Annotated in this window: 25 protein-coding genes; 16 read left to right on the top strand and 9 right to left on the bottom strand. The window is 54.3% G+C overall.

Translation table 11 applies throughout. The features are described 5' to 3' along the window. Window positions 1-2 precede the first annotated feature (2 nt). From G4551_RS17375 to G4551_RS17365, 3 genes are all read left to right on the top strand, one after another. The gene (locus G4551_RS17375) at window positions 3-1,442 is read left to right on the top strand and encodes a sugar porter family MFS transporter (protein ID WP_003838420.1); all 1,440 of its coding nucleotides are present in this window, start codon (window positions 3-5) and stop codon (window positions 1,440-1,442) included. Further along, window positions 1,442-2,284: an aldose 1-epimerase gene (locus G4551_RS17370; protein ID WP_003838422.1), complete on the top strand. Its 843-nt coding sequence runs from the start codon at window positions 1,442-1,444 to the stop codon at window positions 2,282-2,284. Before G4551_RS17375 ends, G4551_RS17370 begins: the two co-directional genes overlap by 1 nt. An 88-nt stretch (window positions 2,285-2,372) precedes the next feature. Further along, window positions 2,373-3,521 (top strand): 3-phenylpropionate MFS transporter, encoded by a 1,149-nt coding sequence (locus G4551_RS17365; protein WP_003037650.1) that lies wholly within the window; start codon window positions 2,373-2,375, stop codon window positions 3,519-3,521. Here G4551_RS17365 and csiE read toward each other — a convergent pair. From csiE to G4551_RS17330, 7 genes are all read right to left on the bottom strand, one after another. Further along, a complete protein-coding gene (gene csiE, locus G4551_RS17360) occupies window positions 3,516-4,793 on the bottom strand; it encodes a stationary phase inducible protein CsiE (protein WP_003037652.1) in 1,278 nt (425 codons plus the stop codon). The two genes, G4551_RS17365 and csiE, sit on opposite strands and share 6 nt — an antisense overlap. A gap of 323 nt (window positions 4,794-5,116) precedes the next feature. Beyond that, window positions 5,117-5,716 (bottom strand): KpsF/GutQ family sugar-phosphate isomerase, encoded by a 600-nt coding sequence (locus G4551_RS17355; RefSeq protein WP_003838425.1) that lies wholly within the window; start codon window positions 5,714-5,716, stop codon window positions 5,117-5,119. Then, window positions 5,713-7,350 carry an FGGY-family carbohydrate kinase gene (locus tag G4551_RS17350; protein WP_003838426.1) on the bottom strand — a complete coding sequence of 546 codons (1,638 nt, stop codon included), beginning with the start codon at window positions 7,348-7,350 and terminating at the stop codon, window positions 5,713-5,715. The genes G4551_RS17355 and G4551_RS17350 overlap by 4 nt, the downstream gene beginning before the upstream one ends. Before the next feature lie 17 nt (window positions 7,351-7,367). Beyond that, entirely contained in the window at window positions 7,368-8,321 is a 954-nt protein-coding gene (locus G4551_RS17345; protein WP_003037658.1) for an ABC transporter permease, read from the bottom strand. Window position 8,322: 1 nt separating this feature from the next. Continuing rightward, window positions 8,323-9,312 (bottom strand): ABC transporter permease, encoded by a 990-nt coding sequence (locus tag G4551_RS17340; RefSeq protein WP_003037661.1) that lies wholly within the window; start codon window positions 9,310-9,312, stop codon window positions 8,323-8,325. Next, window positions 9,305-10,813, bottom strand: coding sequence for a sugar ABC transporter ATP-binding protein (locus G4551_RS17335; RefSeq protein WP_003838428.1), 1,509 nt, complete (start codon window positions 10,811-10,813; stop codon window positions 9,305-9,307). Before G4551_RS17335 ends, G4551_RS17340 begins: the two co-directional genes overlap by 8 nt. Before the next feature lie 103 nt (window positions 10,814-10,916). Beyond that, window positions 10,917-11,900, bottom strand: a complete 984-nt coding sequence (locus G4551_RS17330; RefSeq protein WP_003037665.1) for an autoinducer 2 ABC transporter substrate-binding protein — start codon at window positions 11,898-11,900, stop codon at window positions 10,917-10,919. 420 nt (window positions 11,901-12,320) lie between these two features. Here G4551_RS17330 and G4551_RS17325 point away from each other — a divergent pair, with 420 nt between their 5' ends. After that, window positions 12,321-12,959 carry a DUF1007 family protein gene (locus G4551_RS17325; protein WP_003838429.1) on the top strand — a complete coding sequence of 213 codons (639 nt, stop codon included), beginning with the start codon at window positions 12,321-12,323 and terminating at the stop codon, window positions 12,957-12,959. Continuing rightward, the gene (locus G4551_RS17320) at window positions 12,950-13,930 is read left to right on the top strand and encodes a nickel/cobalt transporter (protein ID WP_003838430.1); all 981 of its coding nucleotides are present in this window, start codon (window positions 12,950-12,952) and stop codon (window positions 13,928-13,930) included. The genes G4551_RS17325 and G4551_RS17320 overlap by 10 nt, the downstream gene beginning before the upstream one ends. Before the next feature lie 72 nt (window positions 13,931-14,002). Here G4551_RS17320 and suhB read toward each other — a convergent pair whose 3' ends face one another. Then, a complete protein-coding gene (gene suhB, locus G4551_RS17315) occupies window positions 14,003-14,806 on the bottom strand; it encodes an inositol-1-monophosphatase (protein WP_003037670.1) in 804 nt (267 codons plus the stop codon). A 118-nt stretch (window positions 14,807-14,924) separates the two neighbouring features. Between suhB and trmJ the strand changes: the two genes are divergently transcribed. The 11 genes from trmJ to sseB all read left to right on the top strand — a co-directional run bounded on the left by trmJ (window position 14,925) and on the right by sseB (window position 23,674). Continuing rightward, a complete protein-coding gene (trmJ, locus tag G4551_RS17310) occupies window positions 14,925-15,656 on the top strand; it encodes a tRNA (cytosine(32)/uridine(32)-2'-O)-methyltransferase TrmJ (RefSeq protein WP_003838431.1) in 732 nt (243 codons plus the stop codon). A 173-nt stretch (window positions 15,657-15,829) separates the two neighbouring features. Continuing rightward, window positions 15,830-16,321 carry a Fe-S cluster assembly transcriptional regulator IscR gene (iscR, locus tag G4551_RS17305; RefSeq protein WP_003037674.1) on the top strand — a complete coding sequence of 164 codons (492 nt, stop codon included), beginning with the start codon at window positions 15,830-15,832 and terminating at the stop codon, window positions 16,319-16,321. A gap of 112 nt (window positions 16,322-16,433) precedes the next feature. Further along, window positions 16,434-17,648: a cysteine desulfurase gene (iscS, locus tag G4551_RS17300; protein WP_003838433.1), complete on the top strand. Its 1,215-nt coding sequence runs from the start codon at window positions 16,434-16,436 to the stop codon at window positions 17,646-17,648. A gap of 25 nt (window positions 17,649-17,673) precedes the next feature. Next, window positions 17,674-18,060: a Fe-S cluster assembly scaffold IscU gene (gene iscU / locus G4551_RS17295; RefSeq protein WP_002913991.1), complete on the top strand. Its 387-nt coding sequence runs from the start codon at window positions 17,674-17,676 to the stop codon at window positions 18,058-18,060. A gap of 20 nt (window positions 18,061-18,080) precedes the next feature. Next, a complete protein-coding gene (gene iscA / locus G4551_RS17290) occupies window positions 18,081-18,404 on the top strand; it encodes an iron-sulfur cluster assembly protein IscA (RefSeq protein ID WP_003037681.1) in 324 nt (107 codons plus the stop codon). 108 nt (window positions 18,405-18,512) lie between these two features. After that, window positions 18,513-19,028: a co-chaperone HscB gene (gene hscB / locus G4551_RS17285; RefSeq protein ID WP_003838436.1), complete on the top strand. Its 516-nt coding sequence runs from the start codon at window positions 18,513-18,515 to the stop codon at window positions 19,026-19,028. Window positions 19,029-19,043: 15 nt separating this feature from the next. Then, window positions 19,044-20,894: a Fe-S protein assembly chaperone HscA gene (hscA, locus tag G4551_RS17280; RefSeq protein WP_003838439.1), complete on the top strand. Its 1,851-nt coding sequence runs from the start codon at window positions 19,044-19,046 to the stop codon at window positions 20,892-20,894. Window position 20,895: 1 nt separating this feature from the next. After that, window positions 20,896-21,231 (top strand): ISC system 2Fe-2S type ferredoxin, encoded by a 336-nt coding sequence (fdx, locus tag G4551_RS17275; RefSeq protein ID WP_003037690.1) that lies wholly within the window; start codon window positions 20,896-20,898, stop codon window positions 21,229-21,231. A gap of 11 nt (window positions 21,232-21,242) precedes the next feature. Next, complete coding sequence (iscX, locus tag G4551_RS17270; protein ID WP_003037694.1) at window positions 21,243-21,443, top strand: Fe-S cluster assembly protein IscX; 201 nt, start codon at window positions 21,243-21,245, stop codon at window positions 21,441-21,443. 61 nt (window positions 21,444-21,504) lie between these two features. Beyond that, entirely contained in the window at window positions 21,505-22,788 is a 1,284-nt protein-coding gene (pepB, locus tag G4551_RS17265; protein WP_003037696.1) for an aminopeptidase PepB, read from the top strand. Between the two features lie 109 nt (window positions 22,789-22,897). Beyond that, window positions 22,898-23,674, top strand: coding sequence for an enhanced serine sensitivity protein SseB (gene sseB, locus G4551_RS17260; protein ID WP_003838442.1), 777 nt, complete (start codon window positions 22,898-22,900; stop codon window positions 23,672-23,674). 36 nt (window positions 23,675-23,710) lie between these two features. Here the strand turns inward: sseB and timP are convergent, their stop codons facing one another. Beyond that, a complete protein-coding gene (gene timP / locus G4551_RS23955; RefSeq protein WP_242670821.1) occupies window positions 23,711-23,827 on the bottom strand; it encodes a small toxic inner membrane protein TimP in 117 nt (38 codons plus the stop codon). Window positions 23,828-23,882 lie beyond the last annotated feature (55 nt).

Raw genomic sequence — 23,882 nt, 5'->3', positions numbered from 1 at the left:
TAATGAATAACGCGCAGACACATTTAAAGATTGGTTATGTCTGGACTATCTGCCTGGTTGCGGCCTGCGGAGGTTTACTGTTTGGCTATGACTGGGTGGTGATCGGCGGGGCAAAACCCTTCTATGAAGCATATTTCTCGATTACCGATCCGGCGCAATCCGGCTGGGCGATGAGTTCCGCGCTGGTTGGTTGTATCTTTGGCGCACTGATTTCCGGCTGGTGCGCCGATAAATTTGGCCGAAAAATGCCGCTGATTCTCTCAGCTATCCTGTTTAGCGCTTCTGCCTGGGGAACTGCCGTCGCCAGCAATTTCGACATGTTTATTGTCTATCGCATTGTGGGCGGCGTGGGGATTGGTCTGGCGTCTGCGCTAAGTCCGCTGTATATCGCCGAGGTCAGCCCCGCTGAAAAGCGAGGTCGCTTTGTTGCCGTTAACCAGCTCACCATCGTCATTGGCGTGCTGGCGGCGCAGCTTATCAACCTGATGATTGCCGAACCTGTTGCCACAGGCGCTACGCAGCAGGCAATTGTTGAAAGCTGGAACGGTCAGACAGGCTGGCGCTGGATGTTTGGTGCTGAATTAGTGCCTGCGGTAATTTTCCTGGTGCTGATGTTCTTTGTACCTGAATCGCCGCGCTGGCTGGTGAAAGCGGGCAAAGCCGATCGTGCGCGTGCCATGCTGCAGCGCATTGGTTCGGCGGAATATGCCGGGCAAACGCTGAAAGAGATTGAACATACGCTGCAAAAAGATAATCACAAGGTCGCGTGGTCAACGCTGTTACAACCGCAGATCAAACCGATCGTGATTATTGGCATGGTGCTGGCAGTGTTCCAGCAGTGGTGTGGGATCAACGTTATTTTCAACTATGCGCAGGAGATCTTCGCCTCTGCCGGATTCGACATCAACGGTACGTTAAAATCGATCGTGGCGACAGGGATCATCAATCTGGTCTTTACCCTTGCCGCTCTGCCGTTAGTGGACAAAATTGGCCGTCGTAAACTGATGCTGTTCGGCGCGTCAGGATTGACGGTTATCTACGTACTGATTGCCGGGGCGTACGGGTTGGGCATTATGGGCTGGCCGGTTCTGGTTCTGGTGCTGGCGGCAATCGCGATTTATGCTCTGACGCTGGCGCCGGTGACCTGGGTGCTGCTATCAGAAATTTTTCCCAACCGCGTGCGCGGGCTGGCAATGTCGCTTGGGACGCTGGCGCTGTGGATTGCTTGTTTCCTGCTGACCTATACCTTCCCGCTGCTCAATGCGAGTCTGGGCGCGTCGGGAAGCTTCCTGCTGTACGGTGTGATTTGCGCGATGGGTTTCATCTATGTTCTGCGTAATGTACCGGAAACCAAAGGCGTGACGCTGGAAGCGCTGGAAGAACAGCTGGCGGCGCAGCATACAAAAGTTGGTGCATCAACCCAACCGCGAAGCGCCCGCTAATGGATGGTCTGCTGACGCTACAAAACGCACATCTGCGGATGTGCGTCGATCCGCAGGGCGGTTCTCTATTAAGCCTGGTTTCGTTACAACATCAACAGGCCATTTTACGCGAAGGTCATGGTCAGCAGCCTGGTGATTGCGGCCTGTTCCCGATGCTGCCGGTCGCGAATCGGGTGGCGGGAAATCGTTTTATGCTGCGCGGTGAAGAGGTGGTTTTACCTCAACATGGCGCAGACGATACTTTCTTCCTGCACGGTGACGGCTGGCTGCAACGCTGGCAGATTATTACCGCTACCCAAAGCGGCTGTTTGCTGCAGTTGCGCAGTTGGCACCCCTGCGGCTACGACTATACGGCGCGGCTTTGCTATCAACTGGAAACCTCAAGCCTGCACGCCTCGTTGACGCTCACCCATTGCGGTGAGCAGCCAATGATTTACGGTTGTGGGTTCCATCCGTTTTTCGCCTTTGATAAGCGCAGCACGGCGCAGTTCACCGCCGGCGGTTACTGGCCGGAGGGGGAACAGCATCTGCCGCTGGAATGGCAACGCGATATCCCTGCAGTGGCGGATTTCAAGCATGCGCAATACGGTGAGGATAGCTGGCTGAATGTCGGATATTCTGGCTGGAGCGGGCGGGCCGTTATTCAGCGAGATGTGATGAAAGTCACGATTTTAGCGCAAACTCCGTGGTTGATGCTGTTCAGAATGTCGGGTGAGGAGTTCCTGTGCCTGGAGCCGCAAACGCATCCGGTGAATGCCCACAACATGCAGGGGCAGCCGGGATTGCAGGTTTTAGCGCAGGGAGAACGCTGCCATTTTGCGATGCAAATTAGCGTCGAATAGGGCAAAAATCATGTTATCTGCCTGTTAATGCTCTCTTGCGCCAGCCTGCGTTTGTCGCCAGACTATCGCCTCCAAACGGGAGGGATTCATGGCTTTGCATTCCACGCGCTGGCTGGCGCTCGGTTATTTCACCTACTTTTTTAGCTACGGTATCTTTCTGCCTTTCTGGAGCGTCTGGCTCGAAGGGTTAGGGCTGACGCCGGAAACCATCGGTTTACTGCTGGGTGCGGGGCTGATTGCCCGTTTTCTCGGTAGCTTGCTGATTGCGCCGCGTGTGAGCGATCCCTCTCGGCTGATCTCAGCGTTACGTATTCTGGCCTTATTGACGTTGGTGTTTGCGCTGGCCTTCTGGGCGGGGACTAACGTGGCGTGGCTGATGGTGGTGATGGTCGGCTTTAACCTGTTTTTCTCACCGCTGGTACCGCTGACGGATGCGCTGGCCAACACCTGGCAAAAACAGATAACCATGGATTACGGTCGGGTGCGACTGTGGGGATCCGTGGCCTTTGTGATCGGCTCTGCGTTGACCGGCAAACTGGTGAGCCTGTTCGACTATCGGGTGATCCTGGTCCTGTTATCGCTTGGCGCCGCCTCAATGCTGCTGGGCATGATGATTCGCCCGAGCGTGCAGCCAGCGGGTGAAAACCGTCAGCAGGAGAGCGCAGGATGGCCCGCCTGGCGCGCGCTAATAACCCAAAGCTGGCGCTTTCTGGCCTGCGTGAGTCTGCTGCAGGGCGCGCATGCAGCTTATTACGGTTTCAGCGCCATTTACTGGCAGTCTGCCGGGTATTCCGCTTCGGCGGTGGGCTATTTATGGTCATTAGGCGTGGTGGCGGAAGTGATTATTTTTGCGCTCAGCCACAAGCTGTTCCGCCGCTTTAGCGCTCGCGATCTTCTGCTGCTTTCCGCCGTTTGCGGCGTGGCGCGTTGGGGTCTGATGGGCTGGAGCACAGAGCTGCCATGGCTGATTGTGGTGCAAATCCTGCATTGCGGAACGTTTACCGTCTGCCACCTGGCGGCGATGCGTTACATTGCTGCGCGACAGGGCAGTGAAGTGATTCGTCTGCAGGCGGTATATTCTGCGGTGGCGATGGGCGGCAGTATCGCCATCATGACCGTTTTCGCCGGCTATCTATACCAGAACCTGGGCAGCGGCGTATTCTGGGTGATGGCGCTGGTGGCGCTACCAGCTATCGTTCTGCGCCCGAAAGTGGTGGCGCAGCCTGCGACGTTATGATTCAAGGATTTTGCGGATTTGCTGCTGCTGGTGAGACGTAAGCGCCAGATCCGCATGAATCAGCGGGGGAGAAAACAGCGGTAGCGGCGTGGTGTACGGTGTAATAATCAGCGTTACGCCACGCGGCGCTCCCTCTTTTTGAAAGTCCTGCATCGGCATATGCTTTACGTTGAGCGGCAGCAGCGTCAGTTCGCGCAGCTGTTGCTCTATATGCGCTTCAAGTTGTTCGTTACTACCGGTCAGCAGGATAATCTGTTTTTCGTGCAAATCCTTCTCCTGCATCAGCCAGGCGCCGAAAATAACGGCGACCAGGCCGATCTCTTCTTCTGAAAACTGGACATCGTATTCCGCTTCAAAGCCGTGAATCGCCTCGCGGGTAGTTCGAACCAGCCGGGGATAAAGTCGGCTGAACTCCTCCGGTAGCGTGTTATCAATGCCGATGGCAAACACGCTGCGGTTCAATGCCTGGGCCAGGTGGATATACAACTGGTCATTCAGCCCTTGCTCGTCGCTGAAGCGCACGTTGCCATACTCGCGAAAACGCAACACCAGCCGCGCAATAGCAAGGCGCAGGCGGCGATCCTGCTGGTGATTATCGCGGATCGGGTCGGGGATGCGGATCATTGAGAATAACAACGCCATAAACAGCGATTCGCCCAGCGGCGCACTTTGCATGACGTGGCGCTGCCAGTGGCGGCCAATTTCCTCGGCGAGCGGATACTCCGCGCAGGATTGTGCCCACCGTTGCTGGAGTGGATTAAACTCTGGGGTGATCCCTGCGTGATGTTGCAGCAGGCAATATTGTAAATACAAGCGCAGGAACTGGATGTCACGACACTCAAACGGCTTCTGTAAGCGCCGGGAGCACAGATTGATGAGCGCATGCAGATTGGTGTCGTCATACAGCGTACGTGCGATACCTTGTTGTTTAAGAGCAATTTTTAAAGTGGGCGTGAAATGCTGAGCGATAAAAGTAGGGCAAATCCGCAGGCCACGACGCAGCCACTGCAACAGACACAGACGCTGATTTAGCGGGGTTCCTTCGATCGCATAGCCACCATTCTGCGCGGTGGCTATCGTGAGCCGGTGATAGCGCTGGATTTCGAGCCCTGCGCCAATAATATCTTCCTGAACCGTGGCATCATCGACACCATTGAGGCTGCTGAAGGTTTGTGTAGTCGCGATTTGCCCTGGCAGGAAAAGCGTCAGCAGAACCTGGCAACGGCGCTGGGGAGCGGAAAGTACAGATGGCGGAGCAAGCGTTGACATCATCTGTAGGGTCTCCCGTAAGTATGTTTGATAAGAATAGCTAAAGTTTGCTCATAGATTTGAGGAATGGAATGCTTTCCACCAGGAATGCTGGAGAGCGTCACAGAATTTTTAACGTGCGGAACAGATAGCGGGAGTGGAACGCAGCGCGTTAATCCGTTTTTTCACTGTTTTATCTTTTTGTTGAGATATAAAAAATGCCAGAGGGGGGAATGCTGGCGGAGGGAGGTATGAAAATGCTATCTCAGAGAAGTGAAAAACCTAAAGTGAACGTAGCAATACGACGGAGGCAACAGATTCATTACCTCCGTAACAGCTGTCTGGCGTTACTTCTCTCGACTCAGCGTTAATCCTACATCGCCGCCCGGATGTACCGCCAGCAGCGTTTCCTTTGAGTAGCCGCTCTCGCTCATCAGACAGGCGCAGGCGGCGTCAAAGATAGCCAGCACCAGTAAAATGGAGGTGGTGGCTAACATGTTCAGCGGGTCGGCCTCTCGCTGAACGCCAGTGGAAATCACTAGCTTCGATGCTTTAGCGATGGCCGAATCCGCGTTTTCAGTCACGCTCAGTATGGGCACATTCCTCGCAGCCAGTCCGGGCAGCAGCCGGGTGAGCTCGTCCGAATTACCCCCGCGTGACAGCATAATCACCAGGTCGTCGGCGCGTAAAAAACCGAGATCGCCATGCGCTGCATCTGTCGCGTTGAGGTAAATCGCTGGACGTTCCACGCAGGCAAGCATATGCGCGACTTTACGCGCTGCAATGCCAGAGGTACCGACGCCGGTGACGACGATTTTGCCCTGACAACCGCGCAGCTCCGCCATCAGCGACTGCCAGACAGGTTCAGTCAGATGCTGCCCCAGACCCGCCAGGGCATCGCTATAGAGCTGGAATACGCCGCTGGCCTGAGACCAGGAGTTACTCATGCGTCCTCCTGCATCAACTGGCGGTATTTCATATGATCCTGATACATCTCGTGGAATACCCGATATTTGCGATCGTAGTACTGCTTAATGCGATTAGTCTGCGGGGTAACCGTTTTACCAATCCGGCTCATCGCTGACATTGCTTCCGGGAAGGTATCGAACACGCCCGCGGCGATAGTTCCCATCATGGCGCCACCCAGCAGCATGGCTTCGCTCTCTTCAGGCAGCAGCATCGCACAGCCGGTGGCGTTGGCATGCTCCTGAACGAAGATCGGGTTTTTCGTCCCGCCGCCGCTGGCCATAATGGTATCGATGGTGTAGCCGCTTTGATTCATCGTTTCAATGATATGACGGGTTCCCAGCGCAATGGACTGGATGGTCGCGAGGTACTGTAACGCCATATCTTCCGGCGTGCGCGACAGCTTCAGTCCGGTGATAGCGCCTGTGAGCGTTGGGTTGGCGCGAGGTGAACGGTTGCCGTGGAAATAGGGCAGGATGTGCATGTCACGGGTTAAAAATGCGATATCTTCCGGCTCACCGGCCATTTTACGCAGCAGCGCATTCAGCACTTCATAAATGGTCTGCCCTTGAGATTTCGCCTGGGTCAACAAGGTTTCGTAACAAGGATGCGACTGAATAACGTGGTCGATTAACGCCCCGGTTGCCGACTGTCCACCTTCGTTAAGCCAGTATTCTGGCAGCACTGCTGAGTAGTAAGGACCCCAAACGCCGCCGATAAAACGCGGCTCTTTGGAAATCGCCATGTGTCCGGTAGAGGTGCCGCCAATCAGCGCGACGCGGCGGTCAAAATCCGCCACCTCGCCAGAGACACCGCTCGCGCCGAGCGTGCCGAGCGTACCGGCGTGGGCATCGATGATCGAGACGCTGACAGCGGTCCCCGGAATCAGCCCCATTTCGCTGGCGGCGCGCGCAGAAAGACCATGACCAAGCGGTTCGCCCATAGTTTTCACGTAACGGCCAATTTTGGCGGCATCATGTTCCAGCAAGTCTTCCAGCCCAATCTGGCGGAAATAGCTGTCATCCCATTTGTCTTCATGGCCCATATAGGTCCATTTACACACCGTCGAGCACAGTGAGCGCGTGTCATCGCCCGTTGCGCGCCAGGTCAGGAAATCGGGCAGGTCAAAGTAGTATCCCGCATTGGCCCAGGTGTTGGGCATATGTTGCTTCAACCACAGCAGTTTGGGCGTTTGCATTTCCGGGGAGATAATACCGCCAACGTAGTCCAGCACCCGATGATGCAGGGCGTTAATGCGCTCAGCCTGAGTAATGGCGCGGTGATCCATCCACACAATGATATTCTGTTCGCTGCGCCCGGACGGACTAATGGTCAGCGGTTTACCTTCTTTATCCAACACCACCAGTGAACAGGTCGCGTCAAAGCCCAGACCTTTCACCTGGATAGGGTTGATATCCGACTGGTTAATCGCATCGCGAACCGCGTTACACACCGCCTGCCAGATGTTATCGGAAGACTGCTCAACGAAATCGGCCTGCGGACGGTAAATCTCGATGGCCCGACTGGCCTGACCGACCATTCTGCCGTTGAGATCAAACACGCCAGCACGGGCGCTACCGGTTCCGACATCCACACCAATAAAGTAACTTGCCATAATTTTTTCTCCTGAAATCAGGCTTTACGATTCTGTAATGCGATAAAGAGGATCAGCACCGCGCCCCACAGCGCCATCGTCAGATAGCTGCTGACCCCCAGCAAGTTAAGGCCGCTTTCCAGCATTTGCAGCACAATCAGCGCCAGTACCAGGCCGATAATGCGTCCGAAGCCGCCATCCGGATTGATGCCGCCGAGTACGGAGGCAAGGATGGTGACCAGCAGGTAGGACTCACCGTATCCGGCTTTTGCCGAGTTGAATTTCGCCATCATCAGAATGGCGGCGACCCAGCCGAGCAGGGCTGAAATCACGTACACGGAAATTTGTACCCGTACGGTATTCACACCACTGTAGCGGGTAGCCTGTTCATTGGAGCCGACGAGATAAAGACTGCGCCCCAGCGTGGTGTGCTCCAGCAGTACCCATAGCAGGATTGCCACCAGGAAAAAGAGCAACAGCGCCACCGGAATACCCGCAATCGTGGCGTTGCCAAGGTACTGAATGGCGGTCGGGAAACCCGAAATCACCGTCCCGTTGGAGAGCAGAATATTCAGCCCGGAGATAAGTGTCATCGTGCCGAGGGTGGCGAGAATCGGTGAGACGCCGACCCAGGCAATCAGCGCGCCGTTGAGCGTACCGATAGCCACCGCCACGGCTGCGCCTGCCAGCAGCGCCAGCACCAGAAACAGCGGGTTATCCGGATGGGTAACGATAATCGCTGCCATTACCAGCGAGCAGGCGTTCGCCCCGGCAATAATTGACAGGTTAATGCCGCCGGTCAGCATGGTCATACCCATCCCGAGGGCCAGCATACCGAGGATCGGTAACTGTGAGCCTATCGACTGGAAGTTAGCGACGCTAAAAAAACGGCTGCCGAGCAGGGCTGAGAAAACCAGGGCGACGACCACAATAATGACGCATTGCAGACGAATGATGGCATCACCGGGTAAAAATCTGGCGATTGTTTTCATCTCAAAGCTCCCTTGCCAGTTTGCGTTTTTCGTTCCAGGCCGTGGCACTGATGCTGACCAGGATAATGGCGCCGCTGAATACGGTGTGCCAGTAAGAGGAGACGCTGAGTAGCGTCAGACCATTTTGTAAGAAGGCGAGCAGGACAACGCCGAGCAGGGTTCCGGTCAACGTACCGCGCCCGCCGCTCATGCTGGTTCCGCCGAGTACGACCGCCGCCAGCACCGTAAGCTCAAAGCCGAGCAGCGAATTGGGTGCAACTGACTGGGTGATTTGCGCCTGAACCACGGCGGCAACACCTGCCAGAATGCCCATATAGCCATAGACGTAGAAATGCAGCTTCAGCAGATTCAGCCCCAGACGTGAGGCCGCGTCGCGGTTGCCGCCCATGGCGTAAACCTGACGGCCAAGACGGGTATAGTTCATCAGCACTGCGGTAAAGACGATCACCGCCGCCAGGCACAGCAGGGGCAGGGTCAGGCCGTAGTCGTAGCCATCTGCCGCGGTGAAGGAGAACCAGTTAATGCCGTTCATAAACCAGTCAGGGAAACCGTACAGCCAGGTACCTTTGGTGGCGTAAACCAGAAGACCGTAGTAGACGTTCAGCGTGGCGATGGTAATGATGATTGCCGGAACGCGCAGCCAGTAGACCAGGAAGCCATTAATGAGCCCAAGCAGCAGGCCCACCGCAATCGCAATGGTTAACGCCAGAGCGAAGTTGCCGCCGTGGCCGATCACCCAACTGGCCATCGCATACTGGGCAATCGCGGTCATCGCCGGAAATGAGATATCGATCCCACCGGAAATCAGCACCACAAACAACCCGCAGGCAAGAATGCCGAGAATCGCGTAGCTGGTGGCCACATCTGTCAGATTGCCGAGCGAGAGGAACTCATCGGTGCTGACACTTAGCCCAACCGCCAGCGCCACGACCAGCAGGCCCAGCCAGAATTCATGTTGCCCGATTAAACGGGACAGATGCATCTTATTCATTGATTACCTCGACCACTTCAGCAATCTCCTCTTCACGGCAGTGATGAGGATTAAATTCCGCCACCAGTCTGCCGCGACGCATCACCAGCACGCGGTGGCTGTTGTAATATGCTTCCGGAATTTCATCGCAAATCATCAGCACCGCCATACCTTGTTCCGCCAAATCGCGGGCTATCTGGTAAATGCCCTCTTTGTTGGCGATATCCACGCCGACGGTAGGCGAGTCGAGGATCAGGATGCGGGGATTGGTCGCCACCCATTTGGCAATGGCGATACGCTGGGCATTCCCGCCGGAAAGGGTTTTGACCGGCAGGTGCGGATCGGACACTTTGATATTCAGTTCGCGGATTAAATCGGCGACCAGCTTTTGCGCTTTACGATGATCGAGCAAGCCGCTACCGGTGTGCAGTTGATCAAACACCGTGACGATGGTGTTGTCGTAAATCGACTGCTCCATGATCAGCCCCTGCGTCAGGCGATCTTCTGAGACGTAGCCGATCCCATGCTTAATGGCGTCGTGGTTATTACGAAGCGTGACCGGCTGACCGTTAATACGCATCTCGCCGCTTTCCGGCTGGGTCATGCCGAACAAACTGAGGCAAAGTTCGGTACGCCCGGCGCCCAACAGGCCGACAATCGAGACAATCTCGCCGCCATGTAGCGACAGATTAATGTTCTGGTATTTGCCTCTGCGGCTGAGGTTGCGCAGCTCCAGCAGGGGTTCTCGATCGTCGAATGATTTCTCCGGCAGCGGGCTGTAGTGGAAGCGTTGTCCGGTCATCAGGAAAGCCAGCTCGTGACTGTCCAGTTCGCTGGCAGGATATGTGCCCACCAGTTTGCCGTCGCGCATGACGCTGATACGGTCTGCCACTTCCATCACTTCATCCAGACGATGGCTGACAAACACCACGCAAATGCCGGCTGCTTTCAGTTCGTTAACCACCTTCAGCAGGCCATTGACCTCCTGGCGGGTTAGCGAGGCGGTGGGCTCGTCCATAATCACCAGACGCGCATCTGCGGCAATTGCCCGGCAAATAGCGACCAGCTGTCGGTCGGCAATCGAGAGTTTTTCTACTTTTTTATCGGGATCGATATTCACCCCGATACGTTTCATGGCTGCCAGCGCCTGCTGTTTCATAGCACCACGACGCACCCAGATATCACCGCCCGGCAGATAGCGGTTGACCGCGATATTTTCTGCGACGCTAAAGTTGGGGAACAGCGACAGGTCCTGATAAATAACCTGAATGCCATAATGGGAAGAGAGCTGCGGCGTCAGGTGATGGAACAATTTTCCGTCGAGTAAAATCTGCGCGCCTTTTTCCGGGTGATAAACCCCGGAGATCACTTTAATAATGGTACTTTTACCACAGCCGTTTTGACCCGCCAGACAGTGAACTTCGCCTTTTCTCAGCGTCAGATTCACGTTATCCAGCGCCAGCACGCCCGGGAATTGTTTGCTGATATTCTCAAGAGTGATAAATGCGGTGGTGTCTGCCATGGACAATACCCCTGCGAGCGCCCTGACGGACGCTGAGTGTTAGTTTGGTTGATAGCGCCGACCAGACGGTCGGCGTTAAGGTTCCCTGGTGTTGGCTAAAGCCTTAGAAACCAAGTGATTGTGCGTTGTCTTTGGTGACTTCGAGGATCTTGTTAAAGCGGATCACTTTCTTCTCCGTGTCGATATCGGCTTTCCCTAAACCGTCGATACTCAGATCTGCATTGACTTCTTTGCCCTGCAACAGCTGATCGGCAACCGTTACCAGCGCATAGCCCGCATCTTTTGGATCCCACAGCAGCGCTTTTTTGATATCTCCACGCATCAGGTAAGGCGCAGCCTGCGCTGGCATGGCGATCCCGACAACGGCGATCTTATCTTTGGCGCGTTTTTTCTGCACAGCCTGACCCGCACCAATTGGACCCAGTGAGCCGAAGCCGATAATGCCCTTCATCTGCGGATAGGTTTTCATCAGATCCAGCGTTGTGGCGTAGGATTTATCAATGCTTTCCGCGACCGGCAGGCGGGAAGTGACCTCGAACATTTCCGGATATTTTTCTTTCTGGTACTTAATTGCATAATCCGCCCACGCGTTATGCAGTGGGACCGTCAGCGAACCAACATAGATTGCATACCCGCCTTTGCCGCCCATATTTTTCGCTAACTCATCGACGTTGGCTTGTGCGTATTTTTCACTATCGATGGTTTCGATATCCCACTGACCGATTTGCTCGTCCGGGGATTCGTGCGTCAGGACCACAATGCCTTTATCGCGCGCTTTTTTCAGTACTGGCTCAAGAACCTTGGCATCGTTCGGTACCACGATGATTGCGTTGACGTTTTTGGCGATCAGATCCTCAATCACTTTGACCTGCTGTGCAGGATCCGGCGTAGATGGACCGGTCTGGTAAGCGTTCACATCCAGTTTTTTTGCTGCTTCGTTAACGCCGGTTTCCATGCGGTTAAACCAGGGAATACCGGTGACCTTTGCAACCACAGCAATTTCATATTTTTCCGCCGCAAAGGACGTGCCGGACAACATGCATGCAGAAACCAGGGTTGCACTGAGTAATGCGAGTTTGAATTTCATAGTTGTACCTTTCGTAGGGGGCAGGACATGTCACGGCGTGAAGTTAACAACGAATGGAAGAGGGAATGAATCATAAGTTTGGAGAATGTGATATGCGCCCACTATTGTGAATTTATGGAAACAAAATGGTTAACAGTTAGTTAAATTTGCATGGTTTTAGATTCAAGCGTTCAAATTAAGTGTTAATAAAACATCAAAATGAAACCATTAATTAACATTTTATTATCATTTTACTTAAGATTTGACGCCGAAAAGGTGTTTGGGTGGAATTTCCCGAAGAAGAAATTATCGAAATTGAGAACTGAATCGATACCGGAAAAGGGTGCTCAACTTTTTTTCGTTCAATGGTATCCTCGGCACACTTGCGCCAAATACGGCATCATTATTTGTGGCGGTGTTGATTTTTATCGTGGAGAACTCATGCAAGGCGTTAAACGTATCATTATGACGTTGTTTCTCGCTGTCCTGTCTTTTGGCGCAGGTGCGCATCCCCACAGCTTTATTCATCTGAAAACCGAAGTTGTGAGCGAAAATGATCGGTTCGTCGCGCTAAAAATGCGCTGGACGATGGATGAAATCACGTCGGCGGATCTGCTTTACGACGCGGGGGATGCTAAACCTGGTGATGAAATTTGGAAAAAACTGGCGGCGGAAGTGATGGCCAACGTTCTCGGGCAGCACTATTTCACCGAAGTGTGGCACGATGGGAAAAAGGTAAAGTTTAAAAACAGACCGACGGAATATGGCATGGCGCGTGAAGAACACCAGGCGGTGCTGACGTTCGTTCTGCCGCTGGCCGAAGCTCAACCACTGAGCGGTCAAAAATATACTATTTCAACCTTCGATCCGACCTACTACGTCGATATGAGCTATGACAAAGACAGCGACGCCCGACTTTCGCAGACCATAAGCCAGCAATGCCATATTTCAATGCATACGCCGACGCCGAATGAACACATGTTAAGTTTTGCGCAGTCGCTGGATAAAGAAGACGCACCGCCGGAGGATATGGAGTTGGGTAAACAGTTTGCACAGACGGTGACGCTGCAATGTCAGTAGTTTATCAACAACGCGCAGCCAGACGCCGTTGGCTCACGCTATGGCCGCTGGCGGTCTTTTTGTTGCTGGCGACAGGCGGGGGGCTGTGGTTGTGGCAAGCCTGGCCTCAGGTAATGATGCACAGTGTCGTCTGGCAGCGCGACGTTAACCAGCAGATGAGCGGGTTGCTGAAAGCGGTTGCCGCGAACCCCACACGTGCGGGCGGATCTCTGCTGTTGTTTAGCTTTATATATGGGGTATTGCACGCATTGGGGCCGGGGCACGGCAAAATCGTCATCACGACCTGGCTTGCGACGCATCCGTCGAAGCTCAAGTCGAGCATTGGGCTGACGCTGGCGTCTTCCCTATTGCAGGGGCTGGTGGCAATAGGACTGGTGGTTGTAGTCCTCACGGTGCTGCAACTGCCTGCCCGACAGCTGCATATGAGCAGTTTCTGGCTGGAGAAAGGAAGTTATGCGCTGGTTGGCATGTTGGGCGTTTTATTGTGTGTCCGTGCGCTGAAGAAATTGCGCCAGCTGCTGATGCGCCCGAAATTCACCGCCTTTACGCCGCACCATGTGCATCACGAGGGCTGCGGCTGCGGGCATCAGCATTTGCCCAACCCGGAACAACTGCAAAGCGGCGATGACTGGCGCGCCCGGTTGATGATTATTCTCTCTATGGGCATGCGTCCCTGCTCTGGCGCAATTATGGTGCTGCTGTTCAGTAAAGTGGTTGGCGTCTTTAGCTGGGGTATGGCGTCGGCGTTGGCGATGGCGGCAGGAACCTCTTTGACGATTACGTCATTGGCTTTGCTGGTACATAGCTTTCGCTCATTGGCGGTGAAAATTAGCGGGCATAAAGCGCCGGTGCTGTGGCGACAGATTGGCTGGACGACGCTGGCATTAGCCGGTGGTGCGGTGCTTATTGTTGCTGCGGTAGTGATGTGGATGAGCGCGGTGCCGGTAGGGCGCGGGATAAGACCATTTTAGATTAGTGAGCGGAATGGTATGACTTGTAGGCCGGATAAGACGCGAAAGCGTCGCATCCGGCACCACAGCAGATTAACGCTTCAGCGCATCACTCAGTTCGTCACGCATGTTAGCCAGCATGGCTTTAACAACGCGCGGGTTACCTGCAACGATGTTGCCGGTTGCCAGGTAGTTATGACCACCGGTGAAGTCGCAAACCAGTGCGCCAGCTTCACGTGCAATCAGCTCACCTGCTGCGAAATCCCATGGTTTCAGACCGATTTCGAAGTAACCGTCGACGCGCGCAGCGGCAACGTAAGCCAGATCCAGCGCAGCAGAACCTGTGCGGCGGAAGTCAGCGCACTCGGTAAACATTTTGCCAAGAATTTTCATGTAAGAAGCGGCGTGCTGCTTCGCTTTGAACGGGAAACCGGTGGCGATGATGGTGCCGTCCAGATCGCGGGCGGTGCTGCCACGCAGACGATAGCCGTTCAGCTGTGCGCCCTGGCCGCGAGTGGCGGTGAACAGTTCGTTACGCATTGGATCGTAAACAACGGCGACTTCAGTACGGCCTTTAATGCGTACTGCGATAGATACCGCGAAGTGCGGCAGACGTTTTACGAAGTTGGTAGTGCCATCCAGTGGATCGATAACCCATTGAACATCCTGATCTTCACCTGCGTGCTCACCGCTTTCTTCGGTGATGATGGTGTGCTGTGGGTAAGATTTGCGAATAGTTTCGATAATAATCGCTTCGGCGGCTTTATCGACGTTAGTCACGAAATCATTGCTGCCTTTCTGGCTGGTTTCTACAGAGTCTGGGGTTTCGTAGTGTTTGGCAATTACATTACCCGCCTTGCGCGCTGCGCGCACGGCGATGGTCAGCATCGGATGCATCGGTCTCTCTCACTGGATGTTAAAGAACGGGAAAACGGCGCAGAGTATAGCAGCGAGTTCGGAATATGTCTTCGTTTTATGATAATATGCCCGAATAATCTTTAGCCGAAGAAATACAATGCTGCAAAATATTCGAATCGTGCTGGTGGAAACCTCTCACACTGGCAACATGGGCTCTGTAGCCCGCGCAATGAAAACCATGGGTTTAACCAATCTGTGGCTGGTAAATCCACTGGTTAAACCGGACTCTCAGGCCATCGCTCTGGCGGCAGGTGCCAGTGATGTAATTGGCAGCGCGCAGATTGTCGATACTCTCGATGAAGCGCTGGCAGGTTGCAGCCTGGTAGTAGGCACCAGTGCGCGCTCCCGTACGCTACCGTGGCCGATGTTGGATCCGCGTGAATGCGGTTTAAAAAGCGTCTCTGAAGCGACGAATTCGCCCGTAGCGCTGGTGTTTGGTCGTGAACGTGTTGGCCTGACGAATGAAGAACTGCAGAAGTGCCATTACCACGTCGCTATTGCCGCGAACCCGGAATACAGTTCGCTGAACCTGGCGATGGCGGTGCAGGTCATCTCTTATGAAGTGCGCATGGCCTGGCTGGCAACGCAGGAAAGCGAGAAGACCGCAGAATACGAAGAAGCTGAGTATCCGCTGGTCGATGATTTAGAGCGTTTTTACGGTCATCTGGAACAAACGCTGCTGTCGACCGGGTTTATCCGTGAAGGGCATCCGGGACAGGTGATGAACAAGCTGCGCCGTCTGTTTACGCGTGCGCGTCCTGAGAGCCAGGAGCTGAACATTTTGCGCGGAATTTTAGCTTCAATTGAGCAACAGAATAAAGGCAAGTAAACGTAACGCCTCCGGCAAGTAAAAATGGCACTGAAGGTTAAATACCTGACTAAATTAGTCAAGTAAATAGTTGACTGATTTAGTCGGGAATGTCAGACTTGCCCCTGCTATGCAATACCCCCATTTTACAATAAAAAACCCCGGGCAGGGGCGAGTTTGAGGCTAAGTAAGACATGAGACTGACATCAAAAGGGCGTTATGCCGTGACCGCAATGTTGGACGTTGCGCTCAACTCCGAAACGGGCCCGGTACCGTTGGCTGATATTTCTGAACGTCAGGGAATCTCCCTGTCATATCTGGAGCAGCTGTTTTCCCGTTTGCGTAAAAACGGTCTGGTTTCCAGCGTACGTGGACCAGGCGGCGGGTATCTGCTGGGTAAAGATGCCGGCAGCATCGCAGTAGGTGAAGTAATCAGCGCTGTGGACGAGTCTGTAGATGCGACCCGTTGCCAGGGCAAAGGCGGTTGTCAGGGCGGCGATAAATGCCTGACCCACGCGCTGTGGCGCGATCTGAGCGATCGTCTGACCGGTTTCCTCAACAACATTACGTTGGGCGAACTGGTGAATAATCAGGAAGTCCTGGATGTGTCTGGTCGCCAGCACACCCATGACGCTCCACGCACTAATCGTGCACAAGACGCGATCGACGTTAAGTTACGCGCATAATAAAAGTATTTTAGAATCAGGCCGGGGTGTTACACACCCCGTTAACTCGGTCGTACATCCAGCCGGTTGCCTGATTCCTTGCATTGAAGCGATGTACGGAGTTTATAGAGCAATGAAATTACCGATCTATCTCGACTACTCCGCAACCACGCCGGTGGACCCGCGTGTTGCCGAGAAAATGATGCAGTGTCTGACCCTGGACGGAAACTTTGGTAACCCAGCGTCTCGTTCACACCGTTTCGGCTGGCAGGCTGAAGAGGCGGTAGATATCGCCCGTAACCAGATTGCTGACCTCGTGGGCGCTGACCCGCGTGAAATCGTCTTTACTTCCGGTGCGACTGAATCCGATAACCTGGCGATTAAAGGTGCAGCCAACTTTTATCAGAAAAAAGGCAAGCACATCATCACCAGCAAAACCGAACACAAAGCCGTCCTGGATACCTGTCGTCAGCTGGAGCGCGAAGGATTTGAAGTCACCTACCTCGCCCCGCAGCGTAACGGCATTATTGACCTGAAAGAACTTGAAGCGGCAATGCGTGACGACACCATCCTCGTGTCCATCATGCACGTGAATAACGAAATCGGCGTGGTGCAGGATATCGCGACTATCGGCGAAATGTGCCGTGCGCGCGGCATCATCTATCACGTTGATGCGACCCAGAGCGTGGGCAAACTGCCTATCGATCTGAGCCAACTGAAAGTTGATCTGATGTCCTTTTCCGGCCACAAAATCTATGGTCCTAAAGGTATCGGTGCGCTGTACGTGCGTCGTAAACCGCGTATTCGTATTGAAGCGCAGATGCACGGCGGCGGTCACGAGCGCGGTATGCGTTCCGGTACGCTGCCTGTGCACCAGATCGTCGGCATGGGTGAAGCTTACCGTATCGCTAAAGAAGAGATGGAAACCGAGATGGCGCGCCTGCGCAGTCTGCGTAACCGTCTGTGGGACGGCGTGAAAGATATGGAAGAAGTGTATCTTAACGGCGATCTCGAGCAGGGCGCACCGAACATTCTCAACGTTAGCTTCAACTATGTTGAAGGCGAATCGCTGATTATGGCGCTGAAAGATCTGGCTGTATCCTCCGGTTCTGCATGTACTTCTGCAAGCCTGGAGCCATCCTACGTGCTGCGCGCGCTGGGGATGACCGACGAGCTGGCACACAGCTCAATTCGTTTCTCTTTAGGTCGTTTCACTACCGAAGAAGAGATTGACTACGCCATTAATCTGGTTCGCAACTCCATCGGCCGCCTGCGTGACCTTTCTCCGCTGTGGGAAATGTACAAACAGGGCGTGGATCTGAACAGCATTGAATGGTCACATCACTAATCGGTACCGATAAGGAGAATTCAGCATGGCTTACAGCGAAAAAGTAATCGATCATTATGAGAATCCACGTAACGTGGGTTCTTTTGACAACAGCGACGAGAACGTGGGCAGCGGCATGGTGGGTGCACCAGCCTGTGGCGACGTGATGAAGTTGCAGATTAAAGTCAACAATGAAGGTATCATTGAAGACGCGCGTTTCAAGACTTACGGCTGCGGTTCCGCTATTGCTTCCAGCTCTCTGGTTACCGAATGGGTAAAAGGGAAATCTCTGGACGAAGCACAGGCGATTAAAAACACCGATATCGCCGACGAGCTTGAACTGCCACCGGTGAAAATTCACTGCTCTATTCTGGCTGAAGACGCGATTAAAGCCGCGATTGCGGATTACAAAAGCAAACGTGAAGCAAAATAATTAAGAGTTGAGGTTTTATTATGTCGATTACCTTAAGCGACAGTGCAGCAGCGCGTGTAAATACCTTCCTGGCAAACCGCGGTAAAGGGTTTGGTCTGCGTCTGGGCGTGAGAACCTCCGGCTGCTCAGGTATGGCCTATGTACTGGAATTTGTTGACGAGCCGGCGGCTGAAGATACCGTGTTTGAAGACAAAGGCGTTAAAGTTGTGGTCGACGGTAAGAGCCTGCAATTCCTCGACGGTACGCAGTTAGACTTCGTCAAAGAAGGTCTGAACGAAGGGTTTAAGTTTACTAACCCGAACGTGAAAGACGAATGTGGATGCGGCGAAAGCTTCCACGTGTAACGCGCTTACCGATAACCCCACCGTGGTCGCCTGCGCGTGGGGTTTGTTTTACCTGACTCTCTGGTTTTGCTCCCGTGAACAACAGAGAATCGATGCCCTGAGAATGTTATGGACTACTTCACCCTCTTTGGCTTGCCGGCCCGTTATCAGCTCGATACTCAGGCGCTGAGCCTACGTTTTCAGGATCTACAACGTCAGTATCATCCTGATAAATTTGCCAGCGGTTCTCAGGCGGAACAACTTGCTGCGGTTTCGCAGTCCGCCACGATCAACCAGGCCTGGCAAACGCTGCGTCATCCTTTGATGCGCGCCGAATACTTATTGTCTTTACACGGCTTTGACATCCGTAGTGAGCAGCACACGGTGCGCGATACCGCGTTTCTGATGGAACAACTGGAGCTGCGGGAAGAGCTGGACGAAATTGAACAGGCAAAAGACAGTCAACGTTTAGATGCGTTTATGCAACGCGTCAGCGAAATGTATAACGTTCGTCATCAACTGATGGTGGAACAGCTGGATAGCGAGACGTGGGACGCAGCGGCAGATACCGTGCGTAAGCTGCGTTTTCTCGATAAACTGCGAAGCAGTGCAGAACAACTCGAAGAAAAACTGCTCGATTTTTAATTTCCGGAAGCGAAAATGGCCTTATTACAAATTAGTGAGCCTGGTCTGAGCGCCGCGCCGCACCAGCGTCGTCTGGCGGTAGGTATCGATTTAGGCACCACCAACTCCCTGGTTGCGACCGTACGCAGCGGCCAGGCCGAAACGTTGGCAGACCATGAAGGTCGCCACCTGTTGCCGTCAGTGGTTCACTATCAGCAGCAGGGTTATTCTGTCGGTTACGATGCCCGCGCCAATGCTGCGCTGGATACGGCAAACACCGTCAGTTCGGTAAAACGCATGATGGGCCGCTCTCTGGCGGATATCCAGGCGCGTTACCCGCATCTGCCATATACGTTCCAGGCAAGCGAAAACGGCTTGCCGATGATTGAAACCGCTGCCGGATTGCTTAATCCGGTGCGCGTCTCCGCGGATATTCTGAAAGCGCTGGCCGCGCGGGCAACCGAATCACTGTCCGGCGAACTGGATGGCGTGGTAATCACCGTTCCGGCTTACTTTGACGATGCACAGCGTCAGGGGACCAAAGACGCCGCGCGTCTGGCGGGCCTGCACGTATTGCGTCTGTTGAACGAACCGACCGCAGCAGCGATTGCCTATGGTCTGGACTCCGGTCAGGAAGGCGTGATTGCTGTCTACGATCTTGGCGGCGGTACTTTTGATATTTCTATTCTGCGTCTGAGCCGCGGCGTGTTTGAAGTGCTGGCGACCGGCGGTGATTCCGCGCTCGGCGGCGACGATTTTGACCATCTGCTGGCCGATTATATTCGCGAGCAGGCTGGCGTGGCCGACCGTAGCGATAACCGCGTACAGCGCGAACTGCTGGATGCTGCTATTGCAGCGAAAATCGCGCTTAGCGACGCTGATTCTGTAACGGTTAACGTGGCGGGATGGCAGGGTGAAATCACCCGTGAAACCTTTAATGAACTCATTTCCGCACTGGTCAAGCGTACGCTGCTGGCCTGCCGTCGCGCGCTGAAAGATGCGGGCGTGGAGCCGCAGGATGTGCTGGAAGTGGTGATGGTCGGTGGTTCAACTCGCGTGCCATTGGTGCGTGAACGCGTCGGTGAATTTTTTGGCCGTACGCCGCTGACTTCTATTGACCCGGACAAAGTGGTCGCTATTGGTGCGGCAATCCAGGCAGATATTCTGGTCGGAAATAAACCGGACAGCGAAATGCTGCTGCTGGACGTTATCCCGCTGTCCCTGGGACTGGAAACCATGGGCGGTCTGGTGGAGAAAGTGATCCCACGTAACACCACGATTCCGGTGGCGCGCGCGCAGGACTTTACCACCTTTAAAGATGGCCAAACCGCGATGTCCATTCACGTAATGCAAGGCGAGCGTGAGCTGGTGCAGGACTGCCGTTCACTGGCGCGTTTTGCGCTGCGCGGCATCCCGGCATTGCCAGCTGGCGGCGCACACATCCGCGTGACCTTCCAGGTGGACGCCGATGGCCTGCTGAGCGTCACCGCTATGGAAAAATCCACCGGCGTTGAGTCCTCAATTCAGGTTAAACCGTCCTACGGTCTGACCGACAGTGAAATCGCCTCCATGATTCAGGATTCGATGAGTTTTGCCGAGCAGGACGTTAAAGCCCGTATGCTGGCAGAACAGAAAGTCGAAGCGGCACGCGTACTGGAAAGTTTATCCGGTGCGTTGAACGCTGATGCCGCGCTGTTAAGCGCCGCAGAACGTCAGGCTATCGACACCGCCGCCGCGCATTTGAGCGAGGTTGCACAGGGTGACGATGTTGACGCGATAGAACAAGCCATTAAAAACGTAGACAAACAAACCCAGGAATTCGCCGCTCGCCGCATGGACAAGTCCGTCCGTAGCGCGCTGAAAGGCCATTCCGTGGACGAGGTTTAATATGCCAAAGATTGTTATTTTGCCTCATCAGGATCTCTGTCCCGATGGCGCAGTTCTGGAAGCTGAGACCGGCGAAACCATTCTTGACGTTGCCCTGCGTAACGGTATCGAGATTGAACACGCCTGTGAAAAATCCTGTGCCTGCACAACCTGCCACTGCATCGTACGTGAAGGTTTTGATTCTTTGCCGGAAAGCACAGAAGAAGAAGACGACATGCTGGATAAAGCCTGGGGACTGGAGCCGGAGAGCCGTTTAAGCTGTCAGGCACGTGTCACCGAGGACGATTTAGTGGTCGAAATCCCACGTTACACAATCAATCATGCACGTGAGCATTAACAGAGGGTAGTATGGGACTGAAGTGGACCGATAGCCGTGAAATCGGCGAGGCGCTGTACGACGCGTTCCCCGATCTCGACCCCAAGACCGTTCGTTTCACCGATCTGCACCAGTGGATCTGTGACCTGGAAGAGTTCGATGATGATCCTCAGGCATCGAACGAAAAAATCCTTGAGGCCATTTTGCTGGTCTGGCTGGACGAAGCCGAATAAGTCAACGGGCTGCCCACGGGTGGCCCGTTTTCCTGTATGCGCGAAAATAAGGATAAATAAAATGACAGAAGCCATGAAAATTACGCTTTCCACGCAACCCGCTGATGCCCGCTGGGGTGAAAAGGCGACATACAGCATTAATAATGATGGCATTACCCTGCACCTGAACGGAAAAGATGACCTCGGCCTTATCCAGCGCGCCGCCCGTAAAATTGACGGCCTGGGTATTAAACATGTCCAACTGGATGGTGAAGGCTGGGATACTGAACGTAGCTGGGCGTTCTGGCAGGGCTACAAAGGGCCAAAAGGCACCCGCAAAGTTGAGTGGGCCGCTCTGGATGAGGCGCAGCGCAAAGAGCTGGATAACCGCCTGAAAATTATTGACTGGGTGCGCGATACCATTAACGCCCCGGCAGAAGAGCTGGGCCCGGAACAGCTGGCGCAACGCGCAGTAGACCTGCTGTGCTCTGTTGCCTGCGATAACGTCTCTTACCGCATCACTAAAGGCGAAGATCTGCGCGAGCAGAACTACATGGGATTGCATACCGTAGGTCGTGGCTCCGAACGTCCTCCGGTACTGCTGGCGCTGGATTACAATCCAACTGGCGATAAAGAAGCCCCGGTTTATGCCTGCCTGGTGGGTAAGGGAATTACTTTTGACTCCGGCGGTTACAGCATCAAGCAAAGCGCATTTATGGACTCGATGAAGTCTGATATGGGCGGCGCGGCAACGGTGACCGGCGCGCTGGCGTTCGCCATCACCCGTGGTCTGAACAAGCGCGTGAAGCTGTATCTGTGCTGCGCGGATAACCTGATTAGCGGCAACGCCTTTAAACTCGGCGATATTATTCACTATCGCAACGGTAAAAAAGTTGAAGTGATGAATACCGATGCCGAAGGGCGTCTGGTACTGGCCGATGGACTGATTGACGCCAGCGCGCAAAAACCAGAATTGATCATTGATGCCGCCACGCTGACCGGCGCGGCGAAAACTGCGCTGGGCAACGATTACCATGCGCTGTTTAGCTTTGACGATCAACTGGCTGCCCGTCTGCTGGCAAGCGCGGCGCAAGAAAACGAGCCGTTCTGGCGTCTGCCGTTGGCAGAGTTCCACCGTAGCCAGCTGCCGTCTAACTTTGCCGAGCTGAATAATACCGGCAGTGCGGCCTATCCGGCGGGTGCTAGCACCGCGGCGGGTTTCCTGTCCCATTTCGTGGAAAACTATCAGCAAGGCTGGCTGCACATCGACTGCTCTGCAACCTATCGCAAAGCGCCAGTTGAGCAGTGGTCTGCGGGCGCAACTGGTCTGGGTGTGCGCACGATTGCAAATCTGCTGATTGCCTGAACGGTGTTTTTGTAGGCCGGGTAAGCGAAGTGCCACCCGGTATTTTGCCTGATGGCGACGCCGTGCGTCTTATCAGGCCTACAACCCATATACATAATTTGTGATCTCTATGTCCGAAACGAAAAACGAATTAGAAACCCTGCTGGAGCAAGCGGCGACAGAGCCTGCGCATCGTCCGGCATTTTTCCGTACTTTACTGGAGTCTACCGTCTGGGTGCCGGGTACAGCCGCAGAAGGCGAGGCGGTGGTTGAAGACAGCGCCCTCGATCTTCAGCACTGGGAAAAAGAAGACGGCACGACCGTGATCCCGTTCTTCACCTCCCTGGAAGCTCTTCAGCAGGCGGTTGAAGATGAGCAGGCATTTGTCGTCATGCCGGTGCGTACATTGTTTGAAATGACGCTCGGCGAAACGCTGTTTCTCAACGCGAAACTGCCGACCGGCAAAGAATTTATGCCGCGTGAAATCAGCCTGCTGATGGGGGAAGAAGGGAATCCGCTCAGCACCCAGGAAGTACTGGAAGGCGGTGAATCGCTGCTCCTCTCTGAAGTCGCTGAACCTCCGGCGCAGATGATTGACTCGCTGACTACGCTGTTTAAAACCATTAAGCCGGTAAAACGCGCGTTTCTCTGCTCGATCAAAGAAAGTCCGGATGCCCAACCCAACCTGCTGATTGGCATTGAAGCGGATGGCGATATTGAAGAGATTATTCATGCCACGGGGAGTGTTGCAACGGATACGTTACCGGGTGATGAACCGATTGATATTTGCCAGGTGAGGAAAGGTGAGAAGGGCGTGAGCCACTTTATCACTGAGCACATCGCACCGTTCTATGAACGTCGCTGGGGCGGTTTCCTGCGCGACTTTAAACAGAATCGGATTATCTGAGTGAAGGAAAGCCGCCCCGAAAGGCGGCTACCAGGCTTACTTGCTCTGGGCGCTGAGCGTCATGCGTGCAGAATTACCTGAGTAACTCTGATCACCGTGAAGACACAATGCACCAGATACAACAAGCACGATACAGAAGTATCGTATCTTCATTGCGCGGTCCATGCGAAGACCGCATCACGACAGCACCACTGGCGATAATGCCGTG

It is taken from the genome of Citrobacter freundii ATCC 8090 = MTCC 1658 = NBRC 12681 (assembly GCF_011064845.1).
Lineage (GTDB): Bacteria > Pseudomonadota > Gammaproteobacteria > Enterobacterales > Enterobacteriaceae > Citrobacter > Citrobacter freundii.
The sequence above is the reverse complement of the archived record's forward strand: the minus strand, read 5'-3'. Positions and strand labels throughout refer to the sequence as shown.